Annotated in this window: 22 protein-coding genes; 12 read left to right on the plus strand and 10 right to left on the minus strand. The window is 71.7% G+C overall.

Features of this window, described 5'->3' with window-relative positions:
- The first annotated feature begins 3 nt into the window (after positions 1–3).
- The 10 genes from R3E98_11315 to R3E98_11360 all read left to right on the plus strand — a co-directional run bounded on the left by R3E98_11315 (position 4) and on the right by R3E98_11360 (position 11,520).
- Positions 4–2,466 carry a hypothetical protein gene (locus tag R3E98_11315; GenBank protein ID MEZ4423995.1) on the plus strand — a complete coding sequence of 821 codons (2,463 nt, stop codon included), beginning with the start codon at positions 4–6 and terminating at the stop codon, positions 2,464–2,466.
- A complete protein-coding gene (locus R3E98_11320; GenBank protein MEZ4423996.1) occupies positions 2,463–3,431 on the plus strand; it encodes a lysylphosphatidylglycerol synthase domain-containing protein in 969 nt (322 codons plus the stop codon). The genes R3E98_11315 and R3E98_11320 overlap by 4 nt, the downstream gene beginning before the upstream one ends.
- Positions 3,428–4,180, plus strand: a complete 753-nt coding sequence (locus tag R3E98_11325; GenBank protein ID MEZ4423997.1) for a polyprenol monophosphomannose synthase — start codon at positions 3,428–3,430, stop codon at positions 4,178–4,180. The genes R3E98_11320 and R3E98_11325 overlap by 4 nt, the downstream gene beginning before the upstream one ends.
- A gap of 32 nt (positions 4,181–4,212) precedes the next feature.
- Positions 4,213–4,830 (plus strand): hypothetical protein, encoded by a 618-nt coding sequence (locus R3E98_11330; GenBank protein ID MEZ4423998.1) that lies wholly within the window; start codon positions 4,213–4,215, stop codon positions 4,828–4,830.
- Positions 4,827–5,552 carry a lysophospholipid acyltransferase family protein gene (locus R3E98_11335; GenBank protein ID MEZ4423999.1) on the plus strand — a complete coding sequence of 242 codons (726 nt, stop codon included), beginning with the start codon at positions 4,827–4,829 and terminating at the stop codon, positions 5,550–5,552. The genes R3E98_11330 and R3E98_11335 overlap by 4 nt, the downstream gene beginning before the upstream one ends.
- Positions 5,549–6,262, plus strand: a complete 714-nt coding sequence (locus R3E98_11340; GenBank protein MEZ4424000.1) for a methyltransferase domain-containing protein — start codon at positions 5,549–5,551, stop codon at positions 6,260–6,262. The genes R3E98_11335 and R3E98_11340 overlap by 4 nt, the downstream gene beginning before the upstream one ends.
- Positions 6,263–6,404: 142 nt before the next feature.
- The gene (locus R3E98_11345; protein ID MEZ4424001.1) at positions 6,405–8,666 is read left to right on the plus strand and encodes a S9 family peptidase; all 2,262 of its coding nucleotides are present in this window, start codon (positions 6,405–6,407) and stop codon (positions 8,664–8,666) included.
- A 119-nt stretch (positions 8,667–8,785) separates the two neighbouring features.
- The gene (locus tag R3E98_11350) at positions 8,786–9,652 is read left to right on the plus strand and encodes a hypothetical protein (GenBank protein ID MEZ4424002.1); all 867 of its coding nucleotides are present in this window, start codon (positions 8,786–8,788) and stop codon (positions 9,650–9,652) included.
- 188 nt (positions 9,653–9,840) lie between these two features.
- Positions 9,841–10,416 carry a hypothetical protein gene (locus tag R3E98_11355; GenBank protein MEZ4424003.1) on the plus strand — a complete coding sequence of 192 codons (576 nt, stop codon included), beginning with the start codon at positions 9,841–9,843 and terminating at the stop codon, positions 10,414–10,416.
- 237 nt (positions 10,417–10,653) lie between these two features.
- Entirely contained in the window at positions 10,654–11,520 is an 867-nt protein-coding gene (locus R3E98_11360) for a class I SAM-dependent methyltransferase (GenBank protein MEZ4424004.1), read from the plus strand.
- A 24-nt stretch (positions 11,521–11,544) separates the two neighbouring features.
- On the opposite strand, the gene R3E98_11365 is transcribed toward R3E98_11360, so the two are convergent.
- Positions 11,545–12,231 carry a tetratricopeptide repeat protein gene (locus tag R3E98_11365; GenBank protein MEZ4424005.1) on the minus strand — a complete coding sequence of 229 codons (687 nt, stop codon included), beginning with the start codon at positions 12,229–12,231 and terminating at the stop codon, positions 11,545–11,547.
- 139 nt (positions 12,232–12,370) lie between these two features.
- The gene (locus R3E98_11370; GenBank protein ID MEZ4424006.1) at positions 12,371–13,582 is read right to left on the minus strand and encodes an MFS transporter; all 1,212 of its coding nucleotides are present in this window, start codon (positions 13,580–13,582) and stop codon (positions 12,371–12,373) included.
- A 191-nt stretch (positions 13,583–13,773) separates the two neighbouring features.
- Between R3E98_11370 and ggt the strand changes: the two genes are divergently transcribed.
- Together ggt and R3E98_11380 are read left to right on the plus strand one after the other, a co-directional pair.
- A complete protein-coding gene (gene ggt / locus R3E98_11375; GenBank protein ID MEZ4424007.1) occupies positions 13,774–15,519 on the plus strand; it encodes a gamma-glutamyltransferase in 1,746 nt (581 codons plus the stop codon).
- A gap of 26 nt (positions 15,520–15,545) precedes the next feature.
- Complete coding sequence (locus R3E98_11380) at positions 15,546–15,953, plus strand: DUF423 domain-containing protein (protein MEZ4424008.1); 408 nt, start codon at positions 15,546–15,548, stop codon at positions 15,951–15,953.
- 76 nt (positions 15,954–16,029) lie between these two features.
- Here R3E98_11380 and R3E98_11385 read toward each other — a convergent pair whose 3' ends face one another.
- The 8 genes from R3E98_11385 to R3E98_11420 all read right to left on the minus strand — a co-directional run bounded on the left by R3E98_11385 (position 16,030) and on the right by R3E98_11420 (position 24,750).
- Positions 16,030–16,461 (minus strand): hypothetical protein, encoded by a 432-nt coding sequence (locus tag R3E98_11385; GenBank protein ID MEZ4424009.1) that lies wholly within the window; start codon positions 16,459–16,461, stop codon positions 16,030–16,032.
- Positions 16,462–16,579: 118 nt separating this feature from the next.
- Complete coding sequence (gene argB, locus R3E98_11390; protein MEZ4424010.1) at positions 16,580–17,506, minus strand: acetylglutamate kinase; 927 nt, start codon at positions 17,504–17,506, stop codon at positions 16,580–16,582.
- Positions 17,503–18,513, minus strand: coding sequence for an N-acetylornithine carbamoyltransferase (locus R3E98_11395; GenBank protein ID MEZ4424011.1), 1,011 nt, complete (start codon positions 18,511–18,513; stop codon positions 17,503–17,505). Before R3E98_11395 ends, argB begins: the two co-directional genes overlap by 4 nt.
- A 23-nt stretch (positions 18,514–18,536) precedes the next feature.
- Positions 18,537–19,685 (minus strand): aminotransferase class III-fold pyridoxal phosphate-dependent enzyme, encoded by a 1,149-nt coding sequence (locus R3E98_11400; protein MEZ4424012.1) that lies wholly within the window; start codon positions 19,683–19,685, stop codon positions 18,537–18,539.
- The gene (argC, locus tag R3E98_11405) at positions 19,676–20,749 is read right to left on the minus strand and encodes an N-acetyl-gamma-glutamyl-phosphate reductase (protein ID MEZ4424013.1); all 1,074 of its coding nucleotides are present in this window, start codon (positions 20,747–20,749) and stop codon (positions 19,676–19,678) included. Before argC ends, R3E98_11400 begins: the two co-directional genes overlap by 10 nt.
- On the minus strand, positions 20,742–21,809 hold the full coding sequence (locus R3E98_11410; protein MEZ4424014.1) for a hypothetical protein: 1,068 nt from the start codon (positions 21,807–21,809) through the stop codon (positions 20,742–20,744). The genes argC and R3E98_11410 overlap by 8 nt, the downstream gene beginning before the upstream one ends.
- Positions 21,806–22,291 carry a hypothetical protein gene (locus tag R3E98_11415; protein ID MEZ4424015.1) on the minus strand — a complete coding sequence of 162 codons (486 nt, stop codon included), beginning with the start codon at positions 22,289–22,291 and terminating at the stop codon, positions 21,806–21,808. Before R3E98_11415 ends, R3E98_11410 begins: the two co-directional genes overlap by 4 nt.
- A gap of 134 nt (positions 22,292–22,425) precedes the next feature.
- Entirely contained in the window at positions 22,426–24,750 is a 2,325-nt protein-coding gene (locus tag R3E98_11420; protein ID MEZ4424016.1) for an aminotransferase class III-fold pyridoxal phosphate-dependent enzyme, read from the minus strand.
- Between the last annotated feature and the right edge of the window lie 2 nt (positions 24,751–24,752).

The following is a 24,752-nucleotide window of genomic DNA, read 5'->3' on the forward strand; positions in this document are numbered from 1 at the left end:
CGCATGGCCAAACGAGCTGCCCGCACGTCCGCGAAGACCGCCCCCGCGGCGGCGCATCCGGCCGCGCCCGGCACCTGGCCGCGTTGGGTGCCCGCGGCGGTCTACGCCGTGGCGACGCTGGTGCTGTTCCGGGCCTTCATCTTTTCGTCGGACATGCTGTACGGGTCCGACACGCTCTCGTTGGGATACGCCGCCCGGTTGTTCTATGCCGAGGCGCTGCGGGCCGGCACCTTCCCGTTCTGGAATCCGCTGATCCTGGGTGGGACGCCCTTCCTCGAATCCCTGGCAGGGGGTGACTCGCTGTATCCGACCTCGCTGCTGCTTCTGTTCGTGGAGCCGTACCGGGCGCTCGGGTGGAAGCTGGTCGTGCACGTCTTCCTGGCCGGTCTGTTCATGTACGGCTGGCTCCGGGCGCTCGGGTCGGGCCGTCCCGCCGCCCTGGTGGCCGGCCTGGCCTACCTGATGGCGCCGTTCATGGTGTCCCTCGTGTATCCCGGCCACGACGGCAAGCTGTTCGTCACCGCGCTGACGCCGTTGGCGTTCTGGGCGGCGGAGCGCGTGCTGACGGGTGGCGGTGCGCGTTGGTTCGCCGCCCTGGCGGGCACCGTGGGCGTCGTCATCCTGTCCACGCATTTCCAGATGGCGTATTTCCTGTTCGGCGCCCTGGGTGTGTACATGATCGTGCGCACCGCCGCGGCGGCGCGGGTGGGGGAGGGAGCCGCGGCCGGGCGGCGGGCGCTGCTGTTCCTCGGGGCCGCGCTTCTCGGGGCGGGCGTCGCGGCGGTCCAGCTCCTGCCGGCCGTGGACTACGTGACCGAGTCGTCGCGGCGCACCGCCACGACGACGGCCGCCACCTCCGACGTCGAGGGCGTGGCGTACTCCAGCAGCTATTCCCTGCATCCGGAGGAGGCGCTGGGCTTCCTCGCGCCGGAGTTCGTCGGCAACGGCGTCGCGGACGGCGCGGACTGGGCGAGCGGGACCTACTGGGGTCGCAATCCCATCAAGCTCGGTCATCCCTACTTCGGCGTCGTGGTGCTGCTGCTTGCCGGCGTCGGTCTGCTGGTCCGTGCTCGGGGTGTGGTGCACTGGACGCTCTTCGGGATCGGGACCGTGGCGTTCCTCTACGGGCTCGGTACCCACACGCCGGTCTGGCGCGTGTTCTACGAGGTCGTCCCGGGCATCTCGTTGTTCCGCGCGCCGGACATGGTGGTGTTCCTGACCGGCTTCGCGGCGGTCACCCTGGCCGGCCTGGGCCTGGACGCGCTGCTCGCGCCCGACGGGCTGCGCTGGAAGGGCGTGCAGCGCTGGATGTGGGGGCTCGTGGGCCTGTTGGGTCTGCTGACCGTGCTGGCCGCGTCCGGGATCCTGCAATCCTTCTGGTTGGCCGTGGTCTACCCGCAGGCCGACCCGGGCCGCATCGACCGCCTGACCCGGCTGCAGCCCTACCTGGTGCGAGGCTTCGCCGTCTCCACGGTGCTCGCGGGCCTCTCCGCGGGCTTGATGGTGCTGTACCGGGACGCGCGCGTGTCGGCCGGGGGCCTGATCGCCGGCCTCGCGCTGCTCGTGGGCATCGACGCCATCCGCATCGACGACACGTTCATCACGACCTTCGACGTGCGGACGTGGGCGGCTCCCGATCCGAACATGCGCTTCCTCGAGGGACAGGAATCGGCGACGGACCCATGGCGCCTGCTCTCGCTCGCGCCTCCGATCGGGCAGGACGTCAAGCCGGCGCTCTACGGGCTGGAGCTGGCCGCGGGGCATCATCCCAATGACCTGGCCCGCTACCGTGAGCTGATCGGGATGCAGGGCAGCGGGCGCCCCGAGAACCTGTTGGCCAATCCCACGCTGCTGCGCCTCCTCAACGTGCGGTACCTGCTGTGGCCGCAGGCGCAGCTGGGCGGCCCGCCCATGGAGGGCGTCCAGCCCCTGGCGGCCACCCAGCTGCAGGACGGGCGGATCTACGAGGCGGTCTACCCCTGGAACGATCTGCCGAGGGCGCGTCTGGTCGCGGATGCGGTCATCCAGCCGGACGATCAGGCCGTGGCGTACATGATGTCGCCCGCGTTCGACCCGACCACGCAGGTGGTGCTGCCCGAGACGCCGCCCCGGCCGCTTCCGGGCGGACCGGTGCAGGGGGAGGTGACCTGGGAGACGCGCGGGATCAACGCGATGACGCTCCGGGTGCGCTCCGACCGCGAGGCCCTGCTGGTCGTGGCCGACAACTGGTATCCGGCGTGGAGCGCGCGCGTGGATGGGCAGGCGGCACCGGTGCTCCGTGCCTATCACACGCTGCGGGCCGTGCCCGTCCCGGCCGGGGAGAGCACGGTCGAGATGTACTACGACACGGCTTCGCTGCGTGGACCCTTCCTGCTGAGCCTGGTCTCGCTTCTCCTGCTGGGGGTGGCGCTGGTGTGGCCGGCGCTGCGCCGCGGCCGGAGCGGGGACGGCGAGTCGGCCGCGTGAGCAGGAACGTCCGCGCCGGGACCGGCTCCAGGTCCCGCCGTCTCCTGGTGCGCGTCCTCCAGCTCGGTGCCACCGTGCTGGTGACGTGGTTCATCCTCGACCGGCTCGGCCTCTCCCTCGGCGCCGTGCGCGACCTCGACCCGCGCTGGTGGCGACCGCAGGCGGGCCCGCTCGTCCTCTCGTCCCTCCTCCTGGCTGCGGCCTACGCGCTCTCCGGCGCGCTCTGGGGCGGCATGGTGCGGGAGCTGGGCGGAGGCGGACTGGGACACCGCCGGGGCATCGGGATCTACCTCGTGGCCAATCTGGGCCGCTACGTTCCGGGCAAGGTCTGGCAGATCCTGGGCCTGGCGTGGCTCGCCGGGCGGGCCGGCGTCCCGCCCACCGTGGCGACGTCGGCCGCCGTTCTGGGGCAGGCGCTCTCCCTGGCCGGCGCAGCGCTCGTCGGCGCGGTGGCGCTCTTCGGGGCGGACGGCGCGGAACGCACGCTGGCGCCGTGGGTGCTGGGAGCGGTCGCGCTCGGCATCCTGCTCACGCTCTCGAGGAGCTTCATGGAGAAGGCCCTGGCCCTCTGGTCGCGCGTGCTCCGCGCCCGGGAGACGCCCCAGGTGCCGGGCCCCACGTTCGGGCTTCGGTGGGCGGCCGCGTATGCGCTCAACTGGATCGCCTACGGGGTCGCCTTCGTGGTGTTCGCGAGCGCCTTCGGCGTGGACGTTCCCTGGGTGCCGACGGCGTCGGGCTTCGTGGCCTCCTGGCTGCTCGGCTACCTGGCCCTGTTCGCTCCCGCGGGCATCGGAGTGCGGGAAGGCGTCCTGGTGGCCTTGCTCAGCCCGTTCCTGGGGGCGGGGGCGGTGGCCGTCGCCGCGCTGTCCCGCGTGTGGCTCACGCTCGTGGAGGTCGTGGCCGCGCTGGCGTTGGGCGGAGGGGTGCTGCGGGAGGCGAGGGCGGTGGCGGGAGAGGCGTCATGAGCGGCAACGGCGGCACGCACGGGAATGGTGACGAGCGGTTCCTGGTCGTCATCCCGACCTACAACGAGCGTCGCAACGTGTCGATGGTCGTCCCGCTCGTGGCGGGGCAGGACCCGCGCGTGCACGTCCTGATCGTCGACGACAACTCCCCCGACGGCACCGGGCAGGAGGCGGACCGCCTCGCACGCGACAACCCCCGGATCCACGTGCTGCACCGGGAAGGGAAGGGCGGGTTGGGCCAGGCGTACATCGCCGGCTTCAAGTGGGGCCTCGAGCGAGATTTCGCGCTGTTCTTCGAGATGGACGCCGATCTCTCGCATCCGGCGGATCAGATCCCGGCGTTCATCGCCAAGTCCGCCGAGTGCGACGTGATCGTGGGCTCCCGGTACGTGGGCGGGCGGGTGGCGGTGGTCAACTGGCCGCTCTCGCGCCTCATGCTTTCTCTCTTTGGAAGTCTGTATGCTCGTGTCATAACGAGACTTCCGCTATCCGACGCCACGGGCGGATTCAACTGCTTCAAGCGGGAGGTGCTCGAAGCCATCGACGTCGACCGCATCCAGTCCACGGGCTACACGTTCCAGATCGAGCTCAAGCTCCGAGCGTGGCGGAAGGGGTTCCGTGTCTGCGAGATTCCGGTGATCTTCACCGAGCGGGCGGAGGGCGAATCCAAGATGTCCAAGCGCATCGTGCGCGAGGCCGTCTGGAGGGTATGGCAGCTCCGCCTGATGGACCTCTTCGGCCGGCTCTGAGCGGCCGGCCCAGACCCCGAGGGTAGCGCGCCTTGGCGCTCCATCATCTGCTCTATCGCTGTCCGCGGTGCGGCGCCGACCCGACCACAGGGGAGCGGGACCGCGCGCTGTGTCCCTCGTGCGGCCGCACGTACGTGCGGGTCCGCGAGGGCAGGCGCATCCGCATCCTCGACCGCGAGGGGCGCGTCGAGAACGCGCTGGTCCAGACCCTGGTGGGAGACATCGAGCGCCAGGGCGGCTCGCTGTCGGTGGCCCGGCGCGCGGACGGCACGGTGGAGTACAGCGCCGATGTCCGGGTGACCCGGGCGCTGTCCGAAGACGCCGTCGTGCACGAAGGGCGCCTGCTGGGGTATATCGAACGGATGAGCGATCCCGTCCCCGGCGTGCTGACCATCACGGACGACGCGCTGACCTTCCGGCCCGCGGACGAGCCGACCGAGGAGCACTGGCGGCTGCGCGGCCTCAAGGCCGTCCAGACCAGCTCCGCGGCGCTGCAGATCTCGCCGCAGGACGGTCCGGTCGTCCAGTTCCGCTTCGTGGCCGACTCGCCGTTCCGGTGGGAGGACCTGCTGCGGACGCTGCTCGTGCAGGCCTATGCGCGCGAGGGCCTGGAGATCGTGGAGTTCCAGCCCCGGATCGTGGCGGCATGAGCGAGCGCTTCCCGTCCTCCGTGCCGCCCTGGCGTGCGTCCCTGTACGCGCCCGTGCAGCGCCTCATGCGGTGGGTGTTGATGCCGCTCCTGGCGCGCGTGGACGTGGAGGGTCGCGAGCACATCCCGGCGGACGGCCCCTTCTTCCTGATCCCGAATCATCAGAGCGTGCTCGACCCGCTGATCGTGCAGGCCCTCTGCCGCCGGCCGGTCTACTCCATGACCAAGAGCACGCAGTTCACCGGTCGCCTGATGCGTTGGCTGCTGCCCCGCATCGGCGCCTTCCCGGTGCGGCGCTACCGCACGGACGCGCAGGCGGTCCGCACCGTGCTGCGGCTGATCGAGGAAGGGAAGGGCGTCGGCATCTACCCCGAAGGGGAGCGCTCCTGGGACGGACAGCTCCAACCGCTGCGGCGAGGCACGATCCGCGTCCTGCTCAAGGCGGGTGTGCCCATCATCCCGGTGGGGATCGCGGGCTCATACGACGTATGGCCGCGCTGGAGCAAGCGACCGCGCCGCTGCCGTGTCCGTCTGCGCTACGGGGCGCCCATCGTCTTCGGTGCACACGCGGATCGGCTCGCGCGGGAGGCGGCGCTGCCGGCGGCCCGCAAGCGGCTGGAGGCGGCCCTGCGGGAGCTGATCGACGAGACCAGCGGAGCGCGGGAAGGGGATGCGCGCGTGCCGGACCGCAGCCTGCCCGACGCCAAGGAGCGCTGGGCGTGAGCGAGCGGATCATCGGCAAGGAGTACTACGACCGCTCCGACTACTTCGAAGGCGGTACCGGGCACCTGACCGACCTGGACAGCCCCTTCCAGCAATACCGCATCCGGAAGGTGCTGGAGATCCATCGGCCCGTGGCCGAGGACCGCGTCGTGGACCTGGGATGCGGCTGGGGCACGTTCTGCTTTGCGCTCGCGCCCGCGGTGAAGGAGATCGTGGGCGTCGACTTCTCCGAGAAGTCCATCGAGCTCTGCGAGAAGCGGCTCGCGCAGGCGCCCTTCGACAACGTCCGCTTCGTGTGCGCGGACGGTGGGGACACGGGGCTACCCGCCGGGGTCTGGGACATGGTGCTGGCGGCCGACCTCTTCGAGCACCTGTATCCCGACGACTCGGCGCGGGTCTTCGCGGAGGCCTTCCGCCTGTTGGCGCCCGGGGGGCGCTTCGCCGTCTGGACCCCGCACCGCGGGCACATCCTCGAGGTGCTCAAGAACAACGAGATCCTGCTCGAGCGCGACATCAGCCACGTGGACTACAAGTCCATGGCGCGGCTGAAGAGCTATGCGACGGAGGCCGGCTTCGACGTGGAGCGGGCCTACTACGCGGAGTCACACGTGCCGGGGCTGTCCCTGGTGGAGCGCGCCCTCCAGGGGGCCGTCCCACTCCTGCGCCGCCGGATCGCCCTGCTGGCCCGCAAGCCGTTCCGCGCCCTGTAGCGACGGCCGGCCCCGGAGGCCCGTCCGACCGGCGTGCCGGGCCGTTCGCCCCATGCTAAACTGAGTGTCACCGGCGTGCCCGGCCCTCGCGGTGTCCGGGGGCCTTTCCCATCGATCCCAGAGACCCATGCCCGTACCATCGATGAAGCGATTCCTGATGGCCGCGGCTTCCGCGGTCCTCCTGGCCGGCCCGGCGCCGGTGGAGGCCCAGCAGCGGCCCATGACCTTCCTGGACATGCAGTACCTCAACCGTGCCGGGTCGTGGGCGCCGAGTCCCGACGGTGCCTGGTTGCTGTACACGGTCACCACGCCCGACTGGGAGGAGGACCGGCAGCAATCCGACATCCACCTCGTCTCCCTCGCGGAGGGACTGCCGTCCGAGCGGCAGCTCACCTTCACGGAAGACAAGAACGAGGAGTCTCCCGCCTGGACCCCCGACGGCGCCTGGTTCGCCTTCCTGTCGGACCGGGATGCCAGCGGGAACGGCCGCGAAGGGCGTCGCAACCAGGTCTATCTGATGCGACCGGACGGCGGTGAGGCGCGCAAGATCACGGACGCCGAGGGCGGCGTAGGCAACTTCGCGTTCAGCCCGGACGGCGCCTGGCTCGTCTACCGCGCGGGCCGCGAGCTCGATGCGCAGCTCTACCGTCTGCCGATGGCCACCGTCTTCGAAGCCGAAGCGGAGAAGATGACCGAGACCGAAGCGGGCGTGGAGCAGTGGGCGTTCGCTCCGGACGGGAAGCGCATCTACTTCACCACGCCCGACGCGCGCGACAAGGACGAGGAGCTGCGACGGGAGAAGGGCTTCACGGTCAACATCCAGAACGCCGAGACGCCGCTGTCCAGCCTGTGGGCCATCGACGTCGCCTCCGGCGCCGTCAACCGGCTGACCCGCGACCCGTCGATCTCGGTGGATCGCTTCCAGGTGTCTCCCGACAGCCGCTGGGTGGGCTTCCGCGGCGGATCTGCGGAGCGCTACGAGCGCAACATCACCGAGGAGGGCATCAACGCGGACCTGTTCCTGCTGGAGGTGGCCACCGGTCAGGTCGAGCGTCTCACCGACAATGAGGAAGTGGGGGAGAACGGACCGTCCTTCTCGCCCGACAGCCGCTGGGTGGCCTTCTCGGCGCCCGACGACCTCACGCGCTACACGATGAGCAACGATCGTGTGTACCTGCGCGAGACCGGGGCGACGGGCGCGCCGTTCCGGAAGCTGGGGAGCGGGTTCGACGGGGACGTCTCGATCGCGTTCTGGTCCGAGGACGCCAAGACCCTCTACTTCAACGAGGGGTGGCGGGCGACGCGGCAGCTCTTCGCGCTGGATGTGGCCAAGGACGAGGTGCGTCAGGTCACGGACGAGCGCGCCGCGCTGTCCGTCGACCGGGACGAGGATACCGGCGTCCTCCTGATCAACTACCAGGATCCGCGCACCCCGCCCACCCTGTTCACGGTGGCGCGCCTCGACCGGGTGGCACGCCGGGCGGAGTGGACGCAGCTGATCGACGTGAACCCGCAGGTCCGTGACTTCGCATTGGGCGAAGAAGAGGAGATCACCTGGACTTCCACCGACGGCAAGCAGGTCGGGGGTGTGCTGGTGAAGCCCGTGGGCTACCAGGAGGGGCAGCGCTATCCCCTGATCGTGGCCATCCACGGCGGCCCGGCCTCCGCGGACGTGCTCGGGTTCAATGGCGGCTATGGCGCGCAGGCCTATGCGGGGGCGGGGTACGCGGTCCTCAAGCCCAACTACCGCGGCTCGACCAACTATGGCAACGCGCATCGTACGGCCATCGTGGGGAACTACTTCCCGCAGGGGTATGACGACATCATGACCGGTGTCGATCACCTGATCGCGGAAGGGATCGTGGACGAAGACCGCATGGGCGTGCTGGGCTGGAGCGCCGGCGGGCACTGGTCCAACTGGATCCTCACGCACACGGACCGCTTCAAGGCCATCAGCTCCGGCGCGGGCACCATGAACTGGATCAGCATGTACGCCCAGAGCGACGTGCAACGGAACCGTCAGTTCTACCTGGGTGACGAGTTGATGTACGAGAACTTCGATCCCTACTGGGACCAGTCCCCGCTCAAGTACATCGCCAATGCCAAGACGCCCACCATGGTGCACGTGGTGCAGGGCGATCCACGCGTGCCCAGCCCGCAGTCCATCGAGCTGCACATGGCGCTGAAGAAGCTCGACGTGCCCACGGAGCTGTTCCTCTACCCGGGCTTCAGCCACGGCATCCCGGACGCGCGCAACCGCCTGGTCAAGTCGGTGAGCGAGATGGCCTGGATGGACTACTACGTGCGCGGGATCGGTGAGAAGTTCCAGTGGCGCCAGGTGCTGGAGACGCTGCCGGGCAACGGCGAGCGCCCGCGGGCCGCGACGGACGAGGGCGCGCGTTGACCTGACCTCCCCGAGCGCCTCGACGCGAAGCGCAGCGGCGGTCCCATCCCCTGTAGGTGGGGCCGCCGCTGCATTTCACGGCCACGGGAGCCTCCGGCCACGCTCCGGGTACCACGCGGATGCAGAGGCGGATAGGGTGCGCAAGCGGGGTCGCGCTGGCGGCGGGCGCGCTGCTGGTGGGGCAGGCGGGCCCGGCCGTCGCGCAGGCCCCGGACGGAGAGCCGGATGCCTACGCGCATGCCGGCGCGCTGGCGCTCAACGCTGTCGTCGGCGGAGTGATCTCCGGCGTATCCCGCGAGCTGCGCGGCGGCTCGTTCCGGGAAGCCTTCACGCTCGGCGCGCTCGGCGGCGGTCTTTCCTACGGGGGAAAGTGGGTGGCCACCCGCCGGTTCGACGGAGCGGGCCTGTCCGGCCGGCAGATCGCGGCGGTCGGGCATTCGTTCACCCGCAACGCCGGGGCAGGGGAGTCCGCCTTCGCGCGCCTCACCTTCCCCCTGTGGTTCGCCCGGCTGGAGTGGGACCGCACGCGAGGTCGGCTGCGTCCCGGGGTCCAGTGGTCCGAGGTCGCGGCACTCACGTGGGCGGTGGCCAGTGACGATCTCGAGCTGGATGCGGGCACATCGCTGTCTACGGGCGCCATGGTGTTCGATGCGCCGCGGCGAAGGGTGATCCGCAACGGCCGGGACGTCAACGGTTTCGAGCTGGAGGGAGTCACGGTGATCGCGGGCATCCGAGCGAGCCCCTACGAGGATGTATTGGCGCACGAGGTGGCGCACGTCCTCCAAGGCGACCTGCTGCAGAGCGCGATCGGCGATCCCTTGGAGACCTGGCTCCTGGAGCAAGTCGGGGCGGAAGGGCTCCGTCGCCTCGGGCCTCTCGGTCTCATCGCAAACACCGGGTGGAGTACGCTCAACGCCGTGCTGTGGGACGCACCGGGAAGCGGCCCCTTCGAGAAGGAGGCGAGGCTGCTGGCGGGGAGACGATGATCCGTGCCGGGTGGATCATCCGGGCGAAGGCTGGCGGGGTGGTGGTCTGTGTGCTCGGTTCGTCTGGGTGCGACGTCACCTTCGAAGAAGTGTCCGCCCTCCGGCCCGCGCTGGCGGCGGTATTCCTCACGTACACCGATTCGCTGGGAACGGAAAGCTCCGAGCTCGCCGGAATCTTCCGATCTGCGATGGACGTCGACGGCGCCGTCGTTGAGGTGGACGATCCGGCGTTCACCGTAGGGGCCTACAGGATCCCCCTGCGACCGCGTGTGGACGCCGAGATCGGGACGTACGAAGGCTCGATCCCGATCGGTCCCGGACCTTTGGAGGCGCAAATGGGCCTGCGGGTCCGCGGGCCCTCGCTCCCGGACGGTGCGCAGGCGCCGGAAGGAGAGCTCCCGTCGCTCCACTGGCGGAGCGCGCAGGACCTGATCCAGGATTCCACGGGAGCGCTCCGGGTGGAGTGGGAGTCGGGTGGCGGCCCAGCGAACGACTCCACGGACGCCGGGAGCTGGCTCCTCACCGTCGAACCGAGCGACCCCGGTCCGCCCGGAGCGCCGCGTCGTCGTCTCGTCATGCAGGGGCAGGGCCCGCCGCCGCGCCCCCTCGACATCGGAGCGGCCTTCGTGCCCGGTGCCGGTCCCTGGAGGGTCCGCCTGGAGATCACCGAGACCCGCAGGGATCTCCGCGACGCGTGGGAGTTCCGGGGGACGACCCGCTCGCAGCTGATCTGGATCGCGCAGCCGGCTTCCGCCGCTCCCTGAGCGTGATCGCGACGTCAAGGACGCGGCCGTGGTTCCGGTCGTGGCGTGTCGTCCGCGCCGCTCTCTCGCCTCGGCGGAGCACCCTTGGCGGCGAAGGGACGGGCGGGGTTCGCTGTGCTGGGAGGGGAGCGCGGTGCCCGGAAGAGCGGGTCGAAGCGGACGGGTCCGAACGGTAGCTTTACATAATATACATTATGCGACATTGAAGGAGCGGGCATTCCAGGGCGATCATGCGCGATGAACGACGCCCTGAACGAACCCCGCCATGACGCCGGGGACCCCGCGAACGACGCCCGGGCGAACGACGAGGATCACGCGACGACCGACGCGCGGGTTCCCGCGACGACCGACGCGCCGGCGGGATCAGAGGAGGACCGCGCTCCGGCGGACGACCCACGGGTGGCTCCGCTCGCGTTCGAGGCCTACGAGGCGCTGGCGGACGCGTATGCGTCCCGCATCGACACGAAGCCGCACAACGCCTACTACGAGCGACCCGCGACGCTCTCGTTGCTTCCACCGGTCCGTGGCGCGCGGGTCCTCGACGCCGGTTGTGGCCCGGGCGTCTACAGCGAGTGGCTGATCGCACGTGGCGCGGAGGTCGTTGCCGTCGACGCCAGCCCCCGCATGGTCGAGTTGGCCCGAGACCGGCTGGGGCCTGCGGTCGACCTCCGCGTGGCCGACCTGGGACGGCCCCTGCCGTTCTTGGCAGACCGGTCGTTCGACCTGGTGCTGTGTCCACTCGTCCTGGAGTACGTCGAGGACTGGCGGGTGCCGTTCGGCGAGTTCCACCGGCTGCTACGGCCGGGTGGCCACCTCGTGTTCTCGGTCACCCATCCCTTCTTCGACTCCGTCTACTTCGAGTCGGACGACTATTTCCGGGTCGAGCACGTGGCGAGCGTCTGGACCGGATTCGGCCCCCGCATCCGGATGCCCAGCATCCGGCGTTCCCTGGAGGAGACGCTCACCCCGCTGCTGGACGCGGGCTTCGTGCTGGAGCGGATCGTGGAGCCGCGTCCCACGGAGGAGTTCGCGCGTGCGGATCCGCGGCACTACGAGGAGCTGTCGCGCAGACCCTGCTTCCTCTGCGTGCGGGCCCGACGCTGACTGCTGCGTCCGGATCCCGGCGGGTCAGCTGCGCGCCCGCACCTCGGCCAGCCGCATCTCCACCATCGGGCGCTGCAGGTCGCCTTCCTCGAGGTCGTCGAGCACGCGCTGGTAGAGCGCGGCTGCACCCGAATTGTCGCCTTCCTGGGCCAGCAACCGGGCGGCGTCCAACCGGGCCTCCGTGGCCTGGAACGGCAGGTCCGCGGCATCCGCCACGCGGCGGTACACCCGGATGGCGTCGTCCATGCGTCCGGCGTTCTCGTAGGCGGCACCGAGCAGCATCCCACCCTGCAGGTTGACCGGATCGTCCAGGTCGCTGACGGTCGGCTCCAGCACGACGATGGCCTGCGCCGGATCGCCCGAGTCCAGATGGAGCTGACCGAGCAGCAGACGGGCCTCGGCCGCGGACGGGGTTCCGCCGAAGCGCTCCAGGAAGGTGTTCAGCTCTCCACGGGCGGCGTCGCGGTCGCCCATGCCGATGGTGGCCTGGATGCGCTCGAGCTCCCCCACGGCCTGGAGGTCCACGCCCTGCTGGAAGGACCGCCAATACCACAGGCCCCCGATGAGCACCACCAGCACCACGCCGGCGATGGTCAGGAGCTGACGGTTCTTCTGCGCCCAGTCGGAGGCTTGGACCACGCCGCTGATGAAGGCGTCGTCCGGATTGTCTTCGACCCGTTGCGGGGTCGCGGCTGTGGGGCGCTTGGCCATCGGAGCGATCGGTCTCGAAAAGGGTCGGAGGACAGACCGTCTAAGCTAAGGGGCGCCCGTCCAGGGTCAATCCAAGCGCCCGCATCCACGCGAACCGGCCCTGCCTCGAGGACGCGGGAGCGCCGCGCTTCCGGACCCCCTACCCCGCCGCCGGACCCCGCCGCAGCGCCGGGTGCAGCGCGAGGAGCGTCCCCAGCAGCAGGACGGGCGCGCAGAGCTGGCCGGCTCGCACGGGCCCGTACAGGTCGCCCAACCACCCGGGCACCATGAGCGCCACGGAGGCCACGGACCAGGCCAGCCCCATCACGATGCCCGCTCCGACGGCGGCGCCGGTCGGCAGGAGCTCCTGCGCCATGACCACGATGGGTGGCAGCAGCGCCATGTTGAGGAACCCGGCCGCCAGGATGGCCACCACGCCGCCGGGGCTCCCCGGGGGCAGCGTGAGCGCCAGGAAGTGCGCGGGCGCGCCCAGCAGCGTCAGGATGACCATCAGACGGCCCCGGTCCATGCGGTCCGTCAGCACCCCCGAGGTCAGCGTGCCCAGGGCCTGCGCGCCCAGATAGAGCGTGAGGGCGAGCGCGCGGGCGTTCTGCGAGCCCCCCGCCTGATCGACGATGATCGGCTCCAGCGTGAGGAACGTGCGCTGCACGAACGCCGACAGCGCGCTGATGCCGAACAGGAGGCCCAGGGGGCCCTTGAGCGTGCGGATCACCTCGAGCGGCATGGGCGGCCGGGGCGCCCGCCCATCCGCCGCACCGCCCGGGACCAGCGGCCAGAGCGCCAGGCACAGCACCAGGCCCGGGATCATCGCCAGCCACAGCCCGCCCAGCCCGAAGGCGGCGACCGTGGTCACGGCCAGGAACGGGCCCACGGCATACCCGGCCGCGCCTCCGAACGAGAAGATGGACAGGCGCACGCCGCTGCCCCGCCCGTCCGCGACCCGGGTGGCGAGGGAGGCGCCCGGGGGGTGGAACGCGGCCGCGCCCAGACCACCGACCAGGAGAAGGGCCACCAGCAGCGGATAGCTGGGCGCCAGCCCGATCAGGGAGAGGAAGACGGCCGAAAGCGCCGGGCCCAGCAGGACGAACGGCTTGCGCCCGACCCGATCGGCCAGGTACCCCAGGAAGGGCTGGGGAAACGAGGTGGCCAGGGAGAGCAGCATCGCCAGGCTGGCGGCCCGCGCGATGGACAGGCCGTGCTTGTCCATCAGGTCCGGGAGCAGCGGGGCCAGGAAGCCCACGTAGGCGTCGGTGACGCCATGCGCCAGGGCGATGGCAAAGGCCGCCTGGGTGGTGCGGACCGCCAGGCGCTGGACGGAGGGGTCGGCGGGCTCGGCGGTGCGGACGGCCACGGGGCTCCGGCGTGGGACGGGCAGTGGGGCGCGCGGGTCGCAAGGGATCGCAGGGGACGCGCGCGAAGCGCTCGGGAACCCCGTCTGGCGCGAGCGGTTCCCGGGGCTCAGCTTGGGGTCCCAGGGGCGACGCTGCCTGCCGCTCCCCTGCCCCGTTCGCCCCACGCTCCGCCTCCACGGGAGAAGAACGCATGGCCCGGTCCGCCTCTGCGGGCGCCTCCGTCCTGATCGCGCTCGCCGCGCTCACGTCCTGCACCGCCCCGGCCGCCGACGCCGGTGCGGCCCAGGCGGACGAAGGCCCCGTCTTCCCCGACCAGAACCGTCCCGACGTGCGCGGGCTGTCGGGCGCGCTGTCCTCCGACCACCCGCTCGCCACCGCCGCCGGGTACGAGGTCCTGCGCCGCGGGGGCAACGCCATGGATGCGGCCATCACCATGGCCGGGGTCCTCGCCGTGACCCGCCCGCACATGAACGGGGTGGGCGGTGACGCCTTCGCGTTGATCTACGACGCCGAGAGCGGCACGGTCTCCGCGCTCAACGGGAGTGGGGCCGCGGGCGCCCTGGCGACGCCCGCCTTCTTCGCGCAAGCCGGGGACACGGCCATGCCGCAGGTCGGTCCCCGCAGCGTGAGCGTTCCGGGCGCCGTGCGGGCCTGGGAGGACGCGCTGGCGCGCTTCGGCACCCTCTCCCTCGCCGAGGCGCTCCAGCCGGCCATCCACTATGCCCGGGACGGCTTTCCCGTCTCCACGCGCCTGGCCCAGGACATCGAGGAACAGGGCGGCGACCTGGACGATGCCGGTCGGGCCCAGTACCTGCCGGGCGGCGTCCCTCCGGCGGTGGGCAGCCTGCTCAAGAACCCGGCCCTGGCCGAGACGCTGGAGCGCATCGCGACCCAGGGCTCCGGGGGCTTCTACGAGGGGCCGGTCGCGCGAAGCATCGCCGACCTCCTGGAGTCCCGGGGCGGCTACCTGCGGACCGGCGATCTGGCCTCCCATCGCTCGCAATGGGTCGATCCGCTGTCGATGACGTACCAGGGCTACCGCATGCTGGTCATGCCGCCCAACACGCAAGGGTTCGCGCAGCTCCAGCAATTCGCCATGGCGGAGGAATTCGACCTCGTGGGCATGGGTCCCCAGAGCGCGGACTACTGGCACACGCTGATCGAGCTGAAGAAGCTGGCCTTCGCCGACCGGGACGCCTGGGCCGCCGACCCGGACATGGCCGAACTCCCGATCGATCAACTGCTTGACCCTGATTATCTGAGGCAACGCGCGAGCATGGTGGACCCGGAGCATGCCGCCACGGACGTGACGACGGGGGTCCCGCGACCGGGTGTCGCGGCGGACGCCTCGGCGCACGGCGACGAGGCCGACGGGGGGGACACCGTCTACCTCACGGTCGTGGACCAGTGGGGCAACGCCGTGAGCTGGATCCAGAGCCTGTTCGCAGGGTTCGGGTCGGGGGTCTTCGATCCCGAGACCGGCGTCATGCTGCAGAACCGGGGCGCGCTGTTCACGCTCGAGGAGGGCCATCCGAACCAGGTGGCGCCGGGCAAGCGGCCCTACCACACGCTGTCGCCGATGATGGCCCTGCACGGGGACGGCACCTTCGCCTTCACCATGGGCACACCCGGAGGGGACTCGCAGACGCAGTCGCTGCTCGCGATCACCAACAACCTGCTGCTCTTCGGGATGACGCCCCAACAGGCGATCGAGGCGCCCCGCTACCGATCGAACTCCGGCACGTCCGTCTCGTTGGAGGACCGCTTCCCGGCCGCCCTGCGAGCCGAGCTGGAGCGGAGGGGCCATCGCATCCGCCTGGTGCATGGCTGGACGGCCACCTTCGGAGGCGCCCAGATGATCGTGCTGGACCGCGACAACGGGGTCCGGACCGTGGCGTCCGATCCCCGGCGCGAAGCCTACGGATTGGCCTACTGATCGGCAGAGGAGACGGGACGAGCGCGATGGCGGGAGACGGAATGCGCCTGGAGAGCCGCGTGGGCGTGATCGCGGCCGTGCTGGGGTTCACGGGTGTGGCGTTGGGCGCCTTCGGAACGCACGCACTGGGGGGAACGGTCCCGCCTCCGCGGCTGGAGACGTGGGAGACCGCGGTGCGCTACCACCTCATCCACGCCGTCGTGCTCGTGGCGGTGGCCGTTCTGGCCCGCACGGCCCCCACCCGTGCGCTGGCGCTGGCCGGCGTCCTGTTGCCGGTGGGCGTGCTGGTCTTCGCGGGCACGCTCTACCTGCTCGTCCTGCTCGACCTGCCCGTCCTGGGCGCGGTCACCCCTCTGGGGGGGATCCTGCTCCTCGCGGGCTGGATGGCCGTGGGGGCGCACTTCCTGGCGCTGGGGAGGAACCGCGGCGGCTGAGGCCGACGCGATCCCGACGTCGTCCCCGCCCGCCCCGAGGACGTTCGGTATCCCGCCCCAGGGGCACCCCCGCCGTTCAACGCGCCCGCAGCACGGCCCGGTAGTTCGGATCGATCACCAGTCGTAGCCGGGCGTCCGGTCCGACCTCCTCGATCCGGTTGGACGTGGTCCGCCGCCCGCCGGCATTGATGATCAGCGCCCGGGCGGTGGGTCCGTCGCGGTAGAGCGGGACGTCCAGGCTGCGACCCGGATCGACCGTGGCCAGCAGCTCGGTGTCGACGCCCACGCCCCACTGCATGCGCACCGCGACGGCCATCTCGAAGTCGTTCTCGATGGTCAGGGTGAGTGCCTCTCCGCCCACGAACCCGTCGAAGGGGTCGGGGTCGGGCGCGGGCGCTCCCTGGCTGGCGCAGCCGACGGCGAAGAGCCCGAGCCCGGACAGGAGCACCGCACGCCCGACGCGACGTCGGGCCGCGCGGCCCCACGAACGGATGGTCACGGCTCGCATCTTCGACCCCTCCTTCCCGTCCCCTGGGTTCGCGGAGGCGGGTCGGCACCCACGCGGCATGCCGACGAGGCCGACCGCCGCGAAGCCGGGCGTTCCGGTGTCGCCCGCGGCAGCCAGCCTACGCGCTCACCTCGGCCGGTGCCATCTGGGACACGTCCGGGACGACCAGGGTTCCGGACCCCTCGTTGGTGAACACCTCGAGCAGGAGCGAGTCGGGCACCTTGTACGAGATCACGTGCACGCGGCGCACCCCGGCGTCGATCGCCGACCGGATGGCGGCCGCCTTGGGCAGCATGCCGCCCGCGAGCGAGCCGGCTTCCGCCAGGCGGTCGAGCCCGTCCAGGTCCGTGTAGGAGACGAGGGAGTCGGGATCGGCCGCGTCGCGCAGCACGCCCGGGGCACCGGTCAGGATGATCCACTTCTCGGCCTGGATGGCCCCGGCCAGCGCGGAGGCGATGGTGTCGGCGTTGATGTTGAGGATCTCGCCCTGGTCGTCGGCGGAGATGGGGCTCACCACCGGGACGAAGCCTTCCTCCAGGATGCGACGCAGCACGTTGGCGTCCACCGAGACGATGTCCCCGACGTAGCCGTAGTCCACCGGGTCGCCGGAGGCGGTCCGCTTCGGCGGACGCCGCACCGCCCGGATGAGGCCCGCATCCACGCCCGAGATGCCCAGGGCGGGCACGTCCAGCTCCCGGCACCGCGCCACGATGGCCGTGTTCACGGTCCCGTTGAGCACCATGGTCGCCACGTCCCGCATGGGGCCGTCGGTGACGCGCCGGCCGTCCACGAACGGGCTGTCGACCCCCATGCTCTGGGCCACCTCGGTCATCTGGCGGCCCCCGCCGTGGACCAGCACCACGCGGATGCCGAGCCGGTGGAGGATTCCCACCTGCTCCAGCAGCGAGCGGCCGAGCGCGGGATCGGTGAAGACCTCGCCACCGGCCTTGATGACGAACGTCTTGCCCTGGAACAGGCGCAGATAGGGAACGGCGCGGCGGAGCGCCAGCACGGCGCTGGCGGAGCCGTCGGAACCGGGGGTCATCGCGAAGAGCCTCCGAGCAGGTCGAGGAGAATGGCTTTCTGGACGTGCAGACGGTTGCCGGCCTGACGGACGACGCGGGAGCGAGGGCCGTCGAGGATCTCGTCGGCCACCACCACGTTGCGGCGGACGGGCAGGCAGTGCATGAAGACGGCCTCCGGGCGGGCCGGCCGGAACCACGACTCGCGCACACACCAGTCCCGCAGGCCGGCCCGGAGACCACGCTCGGCCTCGGCCTCACCGTAGTGGCGGGGCGACTGCCAGGACTTGGCGTACAGGACGTGGGCGCCGTCCAGGGCGGCCTCGCGGTCGTCGGTCTCGCGCACGGTGCCGCCGGACGCGGCCGCCAGGGCGCGGGCGCTGTCCATAACAGGATCCGGCAACCCGAAGCCGTCGGGACGCAGCACCGTGACGTCCATGCCTCGCATCGCCGCCATGCGCACCACCGCGGACGGGACGGCCAGCGGCAGCGCCTTGGGGTGGTAGGCCCACGACAGCACGAAGCGACCCCCCGCCCGCGGGACCTCGAGGTCGTCCAGGGTCTTCCAGTCGCCGAGCGCCTGGCAGGGGTGGTTCATGGCGGACTCGAGGTTGACCACCGGCACGCTGGAATGGCGCACGACCGCACCCATCAGGGGCTCGGCCTGGTCGAGCACGAGGGAGCAGCCCTCCGGGAACGCCCGCACCCCCAGCACGTCGCAGTACTCACCCAGCACCGGGATGGCTTCGCGGATGTGCTCGGCGGCCTCGCCGTCCATGGTCACGCCCTCCCGGAGCTCCAGCTTCCAGGTGCCCTGACCGGGAGCCAGCACGAAGCTGCTCCCGCCGAGCTGGGCCATCCCGGCCTGGAAGGAGGACAGGGTGCGCAGCGAGGGGTTGAAGAACAGCAGGCCCAGGACCCGGCCGCGCAGATCGTCCCGGCGCGGGTGCCGCTCGAGCTCGGAGGCGGAAGCCAGGAGGGCCTCCACGGCGGAGGGCTGCAGAGCCCCCAGATCGGTGAAGTGGCGCACGGGTGTGGTCGTCCTTGCGGGTCTCAGCCGGGGATGGAGAGCAGGGCGCTCGCCAGCCGGTCGACGTGCGTCTCGTCGATCACGAGGGGCGGCATGAGGCGCACGACGGCAGGGTCCTTGGACGTGCCCGTCAGGATGCCCTGGTCCCGGAGCGCGCCGACCACCTCCTTGGCGGGGCGGCTGCAGCGCAGTCCGACCAGGAGTCCGCGACCCTGGATGTCCACGACCGGTCCGACCCGGCAGGTGGACCGGATGCGGGCGCCCATCTCCGCCACGTGGTCCAGGAAGCCCGGCGCCGACAGCGCGTCCGCCACGGCCACGATGAGGGCGGCGGCCAGCGGGCCGCCCCCGAACGTCGTGCCCAGATCGCCCGAGGCGACGGTCGCGCCCACCGCCTCGGTCATGAGGACCGCGCCGGCCGGAAAGCCCCCGGCCAAGCCCTTGGCGGTCGTGACGAGGTCGGGATCGACCCCCGCGTGCTCGAACGCGAACATCTTGCCGGACCGCGCCATCCCGCACTGGATCTCATCCGCGATGAGAAGGGCGCCGGCTGCCCGGGACCGCTCCCGCACCGCCTGGAGGAACGCGTCGGGCAGGTCGCGCGCGCCCTGGACCCCCTGCACCGCCTCGACGATCACCGCGGCGACGTCCCCACCGGCGAGTGCCTGGTCCAGCCCGTCCACGTCCCCGACGGCGACCCAGGTCACGTCGAAGGGCGTGCGGGGGAAGCCGTACCAGGCCGCGCTGCCATACGTCACCGCTGCCGACGCCGCGGTGCGACCGTGGAAGGACCCTTCGAGGGCCACGACCCGCGTCCGTCCCGTGGCGCGGAGCGCGAGCCGGAGCGCGTTCTCGTTGGCCTCGGCCCCGGAGTTGACCAGGAAGACCCGCTCCAGCCCGTCGGGAGCCAGGGCGGCCAACCGCTCATGGGCCCGCCGGCGGACCTCGATGTCCACCAGGTTGGTCTGGAAGAAGAGCCGGCCCGCCTGATCGGTCAGCGCCCGGACCAGCGCCGGGTGACCGTAGCCCAGGAGCGCCGTGGCGTGTCCGCCGTAGAAGTCGAGGTAGCGCTCACCCGTGCTGGCGACCACCTCCACCCCGTCGCCTTCGTTGATCTCGATGCCCAGTCGTGCATAGACCGGGAGCTCCGCCCTCGACGTGGTCAGCTCCATCCCAGGCCCGGCGTGAGGAGGCCGGTGGACTCGGGCAGCCCGGCCAGACGGTTCATCCACTGGAGCGCTCCGCCCGAGGCTCCCTTGATCAGGTTGTCCAACGTGGAGACCACGACCGCCTGATCCCCGTCGGCCACCGCCGACATGCAGCAGCGGTTGCTCCCCACCACTTCCTTGAGGGACGGAGGCGAGGGCCGCACCGTCACGAACGGGTGATCGGCGTAGAACCTTGTCAGCAAATCAGTCAGGTCTCTCGAGCTCATGCGCTGCGTGAGCTCGACGTGGAGGGTCGCGTGGATTCCGCGCGCGAACGGGCCCGACGTCGGGACGAACAGCACGCGCGGATCGGACCCATCGGACGCAAGACGCCCGAGCAGCATCTCCATCTCCGGCCGGTGCCGGTGCCCAAGCGGGTTGTAGACCCGCATGGAGCCGTGGCGGTCGGGGTGGTGCGTGCCCGGCGTCGGTGAGCGGCCACTGCCGGTGCTGCCGGTGACGGCGCTCACCCGGACGGGCCCGGCCAGGAGGCCGGCCGCCACCAGCGGCGCCGCCCCCAGCGTGACGCACGTGGTGAAGCAGCCCGGGTGGGCCACCGGTCCCGCAGGCGTCTCGGGGGTCAGCTCGGGCAGCGCGCAGGTGAAGGCGTCGATCCGCCCCGGCGCCGGGTGCTCGTGACCGTAGACCGCACGGTAGGCCTCGGCGGTGGGCAGGCGGAAGTCCGCGGACAGGTCCACGAGCAGCAGCTCGTGCCCGGCGGAGTCCGCTGCGGTCAGCAGCTCGTCCAGGACCGTGGCGGTGGCGCCGTGCGGAAGGCAGGAGAAGACGGCCACCCGCCCCGGCCCGTCCCGTCCCACGATCGACGTGACGTCGGCCTGCGGCAGGAACGTGGCCCCGGGGAGGACGCCCGTCAGGTGGGGGAACAGCCCCTCGATGGACTCTCCGGCCTGGCCGTGCGCGAAGGCACCGCGGAGCTCCAAGCCGGGATGGCCGAACAGCAGGCGCATGACCTCGGCGCCCACGTAGCCACTCCCGCCCAGCACCCAGGTGGGGATGGGCTCAGACACGGGGGCCTCCCGCCGCAACGCCCACGGCACCGAGCACCACGTCGGCCAGCTCGGCCGCCGCCACCCGGGCGTTGATGGCCCGGACCCCGAAGCGGGACTCGATCACCTCGGTGCCGGCGGCATTGTCCGTGGCCGGGCCGGTCACGACCGTCGCGCGGATACCGTAGGTCTCTTCGAGGACCCGCAGGCCGCCGTAGGCGCCGACCGGATCGGTGGCGGCCAGCACCACGGCGCTGAAACAGCCGCGGAGCCCCTCGTCCGCGAGGATCGCGTCGACCCCGTAGTCGCCGAACAGGCCGTCGCCCAGCTCCAGCACCAGGACGTCGGGACGCTCGTCGGCCAGGGTGGTCAGGATGGCCCGCGCCAACTGCGGGGCATTGGCCCGGCTGGTGGTGACGACCCCGAAGTCCGTGAAGACGGCCGTGCGCTGGGCGCCGGAGTCCTCCATGTGGAGCACGTCACGCCGGAGGCTGACGCCCGTGGTCTTGCCGCCGTGGACCCGGAGGCTCCGGTGGGCCAGGGCCTGGATGAGGCTGGAGCAGGCGGCCGTCTTGCCGGCGTTCATCGAAGTGCCCACGACGGCGACCACCGGAATGCCCTGGACGTCCAGGCGCGCGGGCATGGGCAGGGCGTTGCCGCGGATGTTGGCCGGCAGGCCGATGCGCTCGCCCAGATAGGGGAAGGTCAGCACCTGGCCCAGCACCTCGCACTCGAACGGGGGTCCCACCTCGGGACTCCAGGACGTGCAGGTGCCGATGACGCCGCCCAGGTTGAGGATGTGGACGCCGGCCCCGGTGGACAGGCGCTCCGGGATGTGCCCCGCGTAGCCACCGAGCGCTCGGCGATGTCCCAGGGCGCCCACCACCACGTCTCCGGGCTTGAGGAGCGAGAAGCGACCGCTCGGCAGCTCGAGTTGGTTGTAGGTGCTCTTGCGGCTGAGCACCCGCACCGCCACCACGTCCCCCTCGGTGCAGGGGTAGGTGTCGCCCACCCACACCGAGCGCGCCACCTGCGCGTTCCGGGTGACGGACGCGATCTTGTCGACCACCAACTGCCTCACGCCTGGTTGCCTCCCGCCCCTCTCTGGCTGCTCAAACGGTTGTCCCGCCCATGTTTGGTGGCCCAGACCTCGAGTCGATTCCGAACCATCGGCAATCCGCTGGGCTCCGCGACCGCCACGAAGATCGTGTCGTCGCCTGCGATGGTCCCCACCACCTCCGGCCACTCGGCCTCGTCGATCGCCACCCCCACCGGCTGGGCGGCGCCCACCCGCGTGTGGACCACGAGGAGGTGATCGCCGGCGGGCATCGCCGACTCGATGAGTCCCAGGATGGACGGCGGGATCTGCCGGGGATCGTCGGGCAACCGGTAGGCCCCGCGCACCTTGGTCACCCCCAGGGCACGCAGGTCGCGCGAGACCGACGCCTGGGTCGTCTCGAAGCCCTGCTCCCGGAGGCGGCCCACGAGCTCGGACTGACGGCGGATGCGCTCGCGCGTCAGCAGGGCCCGGATGGCCTGGTGGCGGATCTCCCGGTCGTCCATGTCGGGCCCCCGTGCCCGGCCCGCCTTCGCGGGCACCAACGACGAGCGGCCCGCCAGCATCTCCGGCGGGCCGCTTCATGCGTACCTATACGCATATTATGCAGGCTTCCCCGAAGGTCTGCAAGGGGCCGGGTTCACGGATCGTGTTCGAGCGCTCGCTCCAGCGCCTCGACGAGGCGGGCGGCGTCGGCGTGGGAGAAGACGAGGGGCGGCTTGATCTTCAGGACGTTGTGGTCGGGCCCGTCGGTGGAGAGCAGGATCCCGTCCCGTTCCACCAGCGTCTCGACCACCCGGGCGGCCCGCTCGGGATCGGGGGAGCGCCCGTCGCGGGTGAGCTCGAGCCCCAGGAAGAGCCCCCTGCCCCGCGCCTGCCCGCCTACCCGCTCCGCCAGCGGGCGCAGACGCCCCAGCAGCGCGTCCCCCACCTGCGCCGCGTGCGCCCGCAGTCCCTCGTCCTCGAGCACATCCAGCACCGCCAGGCCCACGGCGCAGGAGACCGGGTTGCCCCCGAACGTGTTGAAGTACTCCATCCCGTTGCTGAAGGCCTCTGCCACGGCGCGGGTGGTGACCACCGCCCCCAGGGGATGCCCGTTCCCGATGGGCTTGCCCAGGGTCACGATGTCCGGAACGGCCCCCTCCGCCTCGAATCCCCACCAGTGGCTGCCCACCCGGCCGAAGCCCACCTGGACCTCGTCGGCCACGGCGACCCCACCGGCCGCCCGGGCCGCGTCGAACGCCCGGGCGAGCCATCCCGCCGGGGGGACCACCTGGCCGCCGCAGCTCGGCATGGCCTCCGCGAAGAACGCGGCCAGCCCGCCCGGCGCGGTTCGGGCCCGATCGAGCGCCGCCGCCGTCTCCTCCAGGTAGCGGTCCGCCGCCGTGTTCGGGTCGCGGAAGCGACCGCGGAACGGGTCGGGAAGCGGCGCCTCCTGCACCCAGGCCGGACGAGCGAAGCCCCCTGGCCCCTTGTACTTGTACGGGCTCATCTCCACCAGTGCGGACGTGTTCCCGTGGTAGGCGCCGTCGAGCACGACCACGTTCCGTCCACCGGTGGCGGCCCGCGCCATCCGCAGGGCCAGCTCGTTGGCCTCGCTGCCCGAACACACGAGCCAACACACCTCGAAGGGGGGCCCGAACCGCTCCAGCAGGCGCTCCCCGTACCGGGGCAGGAGCTCGTGCAGATAGCGGGTGTTGGTGTTGAGCAGGGCCGCCTGTTCGGCCAGCGCGGCCACCACCCGCGGGTGCTCGTGCCCCACGTGGGCCACGTTGTTGACGCAGTCGAGGTAGGCCCGGCCGCTGTGGTCGTACAGCCGGGCGCCCCTGCCCCGCACGATGTGCAGCGGCGCCGTGTAGGCGAGGCTGAGCGCCGGTCCGGCCGTGCGGGCCCGGGCCTCCCGGATCGCGCCCGAGGGGGGCGGCGTGACCCGGCCGCGCGGACGATCGCGCGGCTCGAGGCGGGCCAGGGCCCGCCCGTCGTCGACCAGGGCGAGGGCCGCCAGGGTACGCCGCACGCCGCCCTGGCTGACGTCCAGGTAGGCATCCCCCCCACCGCGCTCGGCGGTCGTGCGCGCCGCCTGTGCCACGCTCACGCACAACCGTAGACGAACGAGCGGAAGCATGCATTCCAGCTCGACATCGGAGAGGGGCACCAGGCTCCGGTACCCCTCCAGGACGGAGGCAAGGACCCCCACCGGATCGGGGGCGTCCAGGAGGGCGTAGGTGGCCGCGATGATCGGCTCGGCCACGCGCACGGTGTGGACCAGGTCCCCGAAGTCGAGCAGGCCGACGATGCGGGTCGCTCCGGGGCCGGCCACCAACACGTTGTGGTCGTTCAGGTCGTTGTGCACCACCCCGGTCGGGAGGGACGGCAGCAGGGGCCCTGCGCTGCGGGCGACCCGGTCCGTCTCCTCCTCGACGAGCCGGCGCAGGGCGGGATCGCCGATGTGGGGGAGCCCACGTTCCACGACCGCAGCGCCGCGCAGCAGGTCCCAGTCGATCGTGCGGTGCGCGCCCGGATGCGCAAAGCGCTCCAGGGCCTGCCGGAGCTCAGCGGCCAGCACCCCGAGCGCGCGGTGCCGCTCCGGCCCCGGCGCGGCCGCGTCCGCCAGCGGTACCCCGTCGACCCAATCCACCAGGCGGACGTGGAGGACCCGCCCGTCCTGGCAGGCGACGCGCCGCGGTGCGTCCTCCACGGGCATGGGGAGGGCCAGCGCCGGGACGGCCGCCGCGACCCGTCGTACCGCCGCGTCCTGGGCGGCGAGCGCCTCCGGATCGGTATCCACGTGGGCCACCTTGAGGACCCGGGGGCCGATCCGGAAGTTCTGGTCGGCGTAGCTCGGGAGCTCCTCCGCGGGCCCCTCCTGCCCGAACAGCTGGCGCGCGAGCCGGGAGGCGTCCGCGACCGACAGGGACGGGCGCCCGTCGGCGCGGGGCGCGGGGAGCTCCAGGGCCTGCGTCATGC

The organism is Gemmatimonadota bacterium, assembly GCA_041390125.1.
Lineage (GTDB): Bacteria > Gemmatimonadota > Gemmatimonadetes > Longimicrobiales > Gaopeijiaceae > JAGQIF01.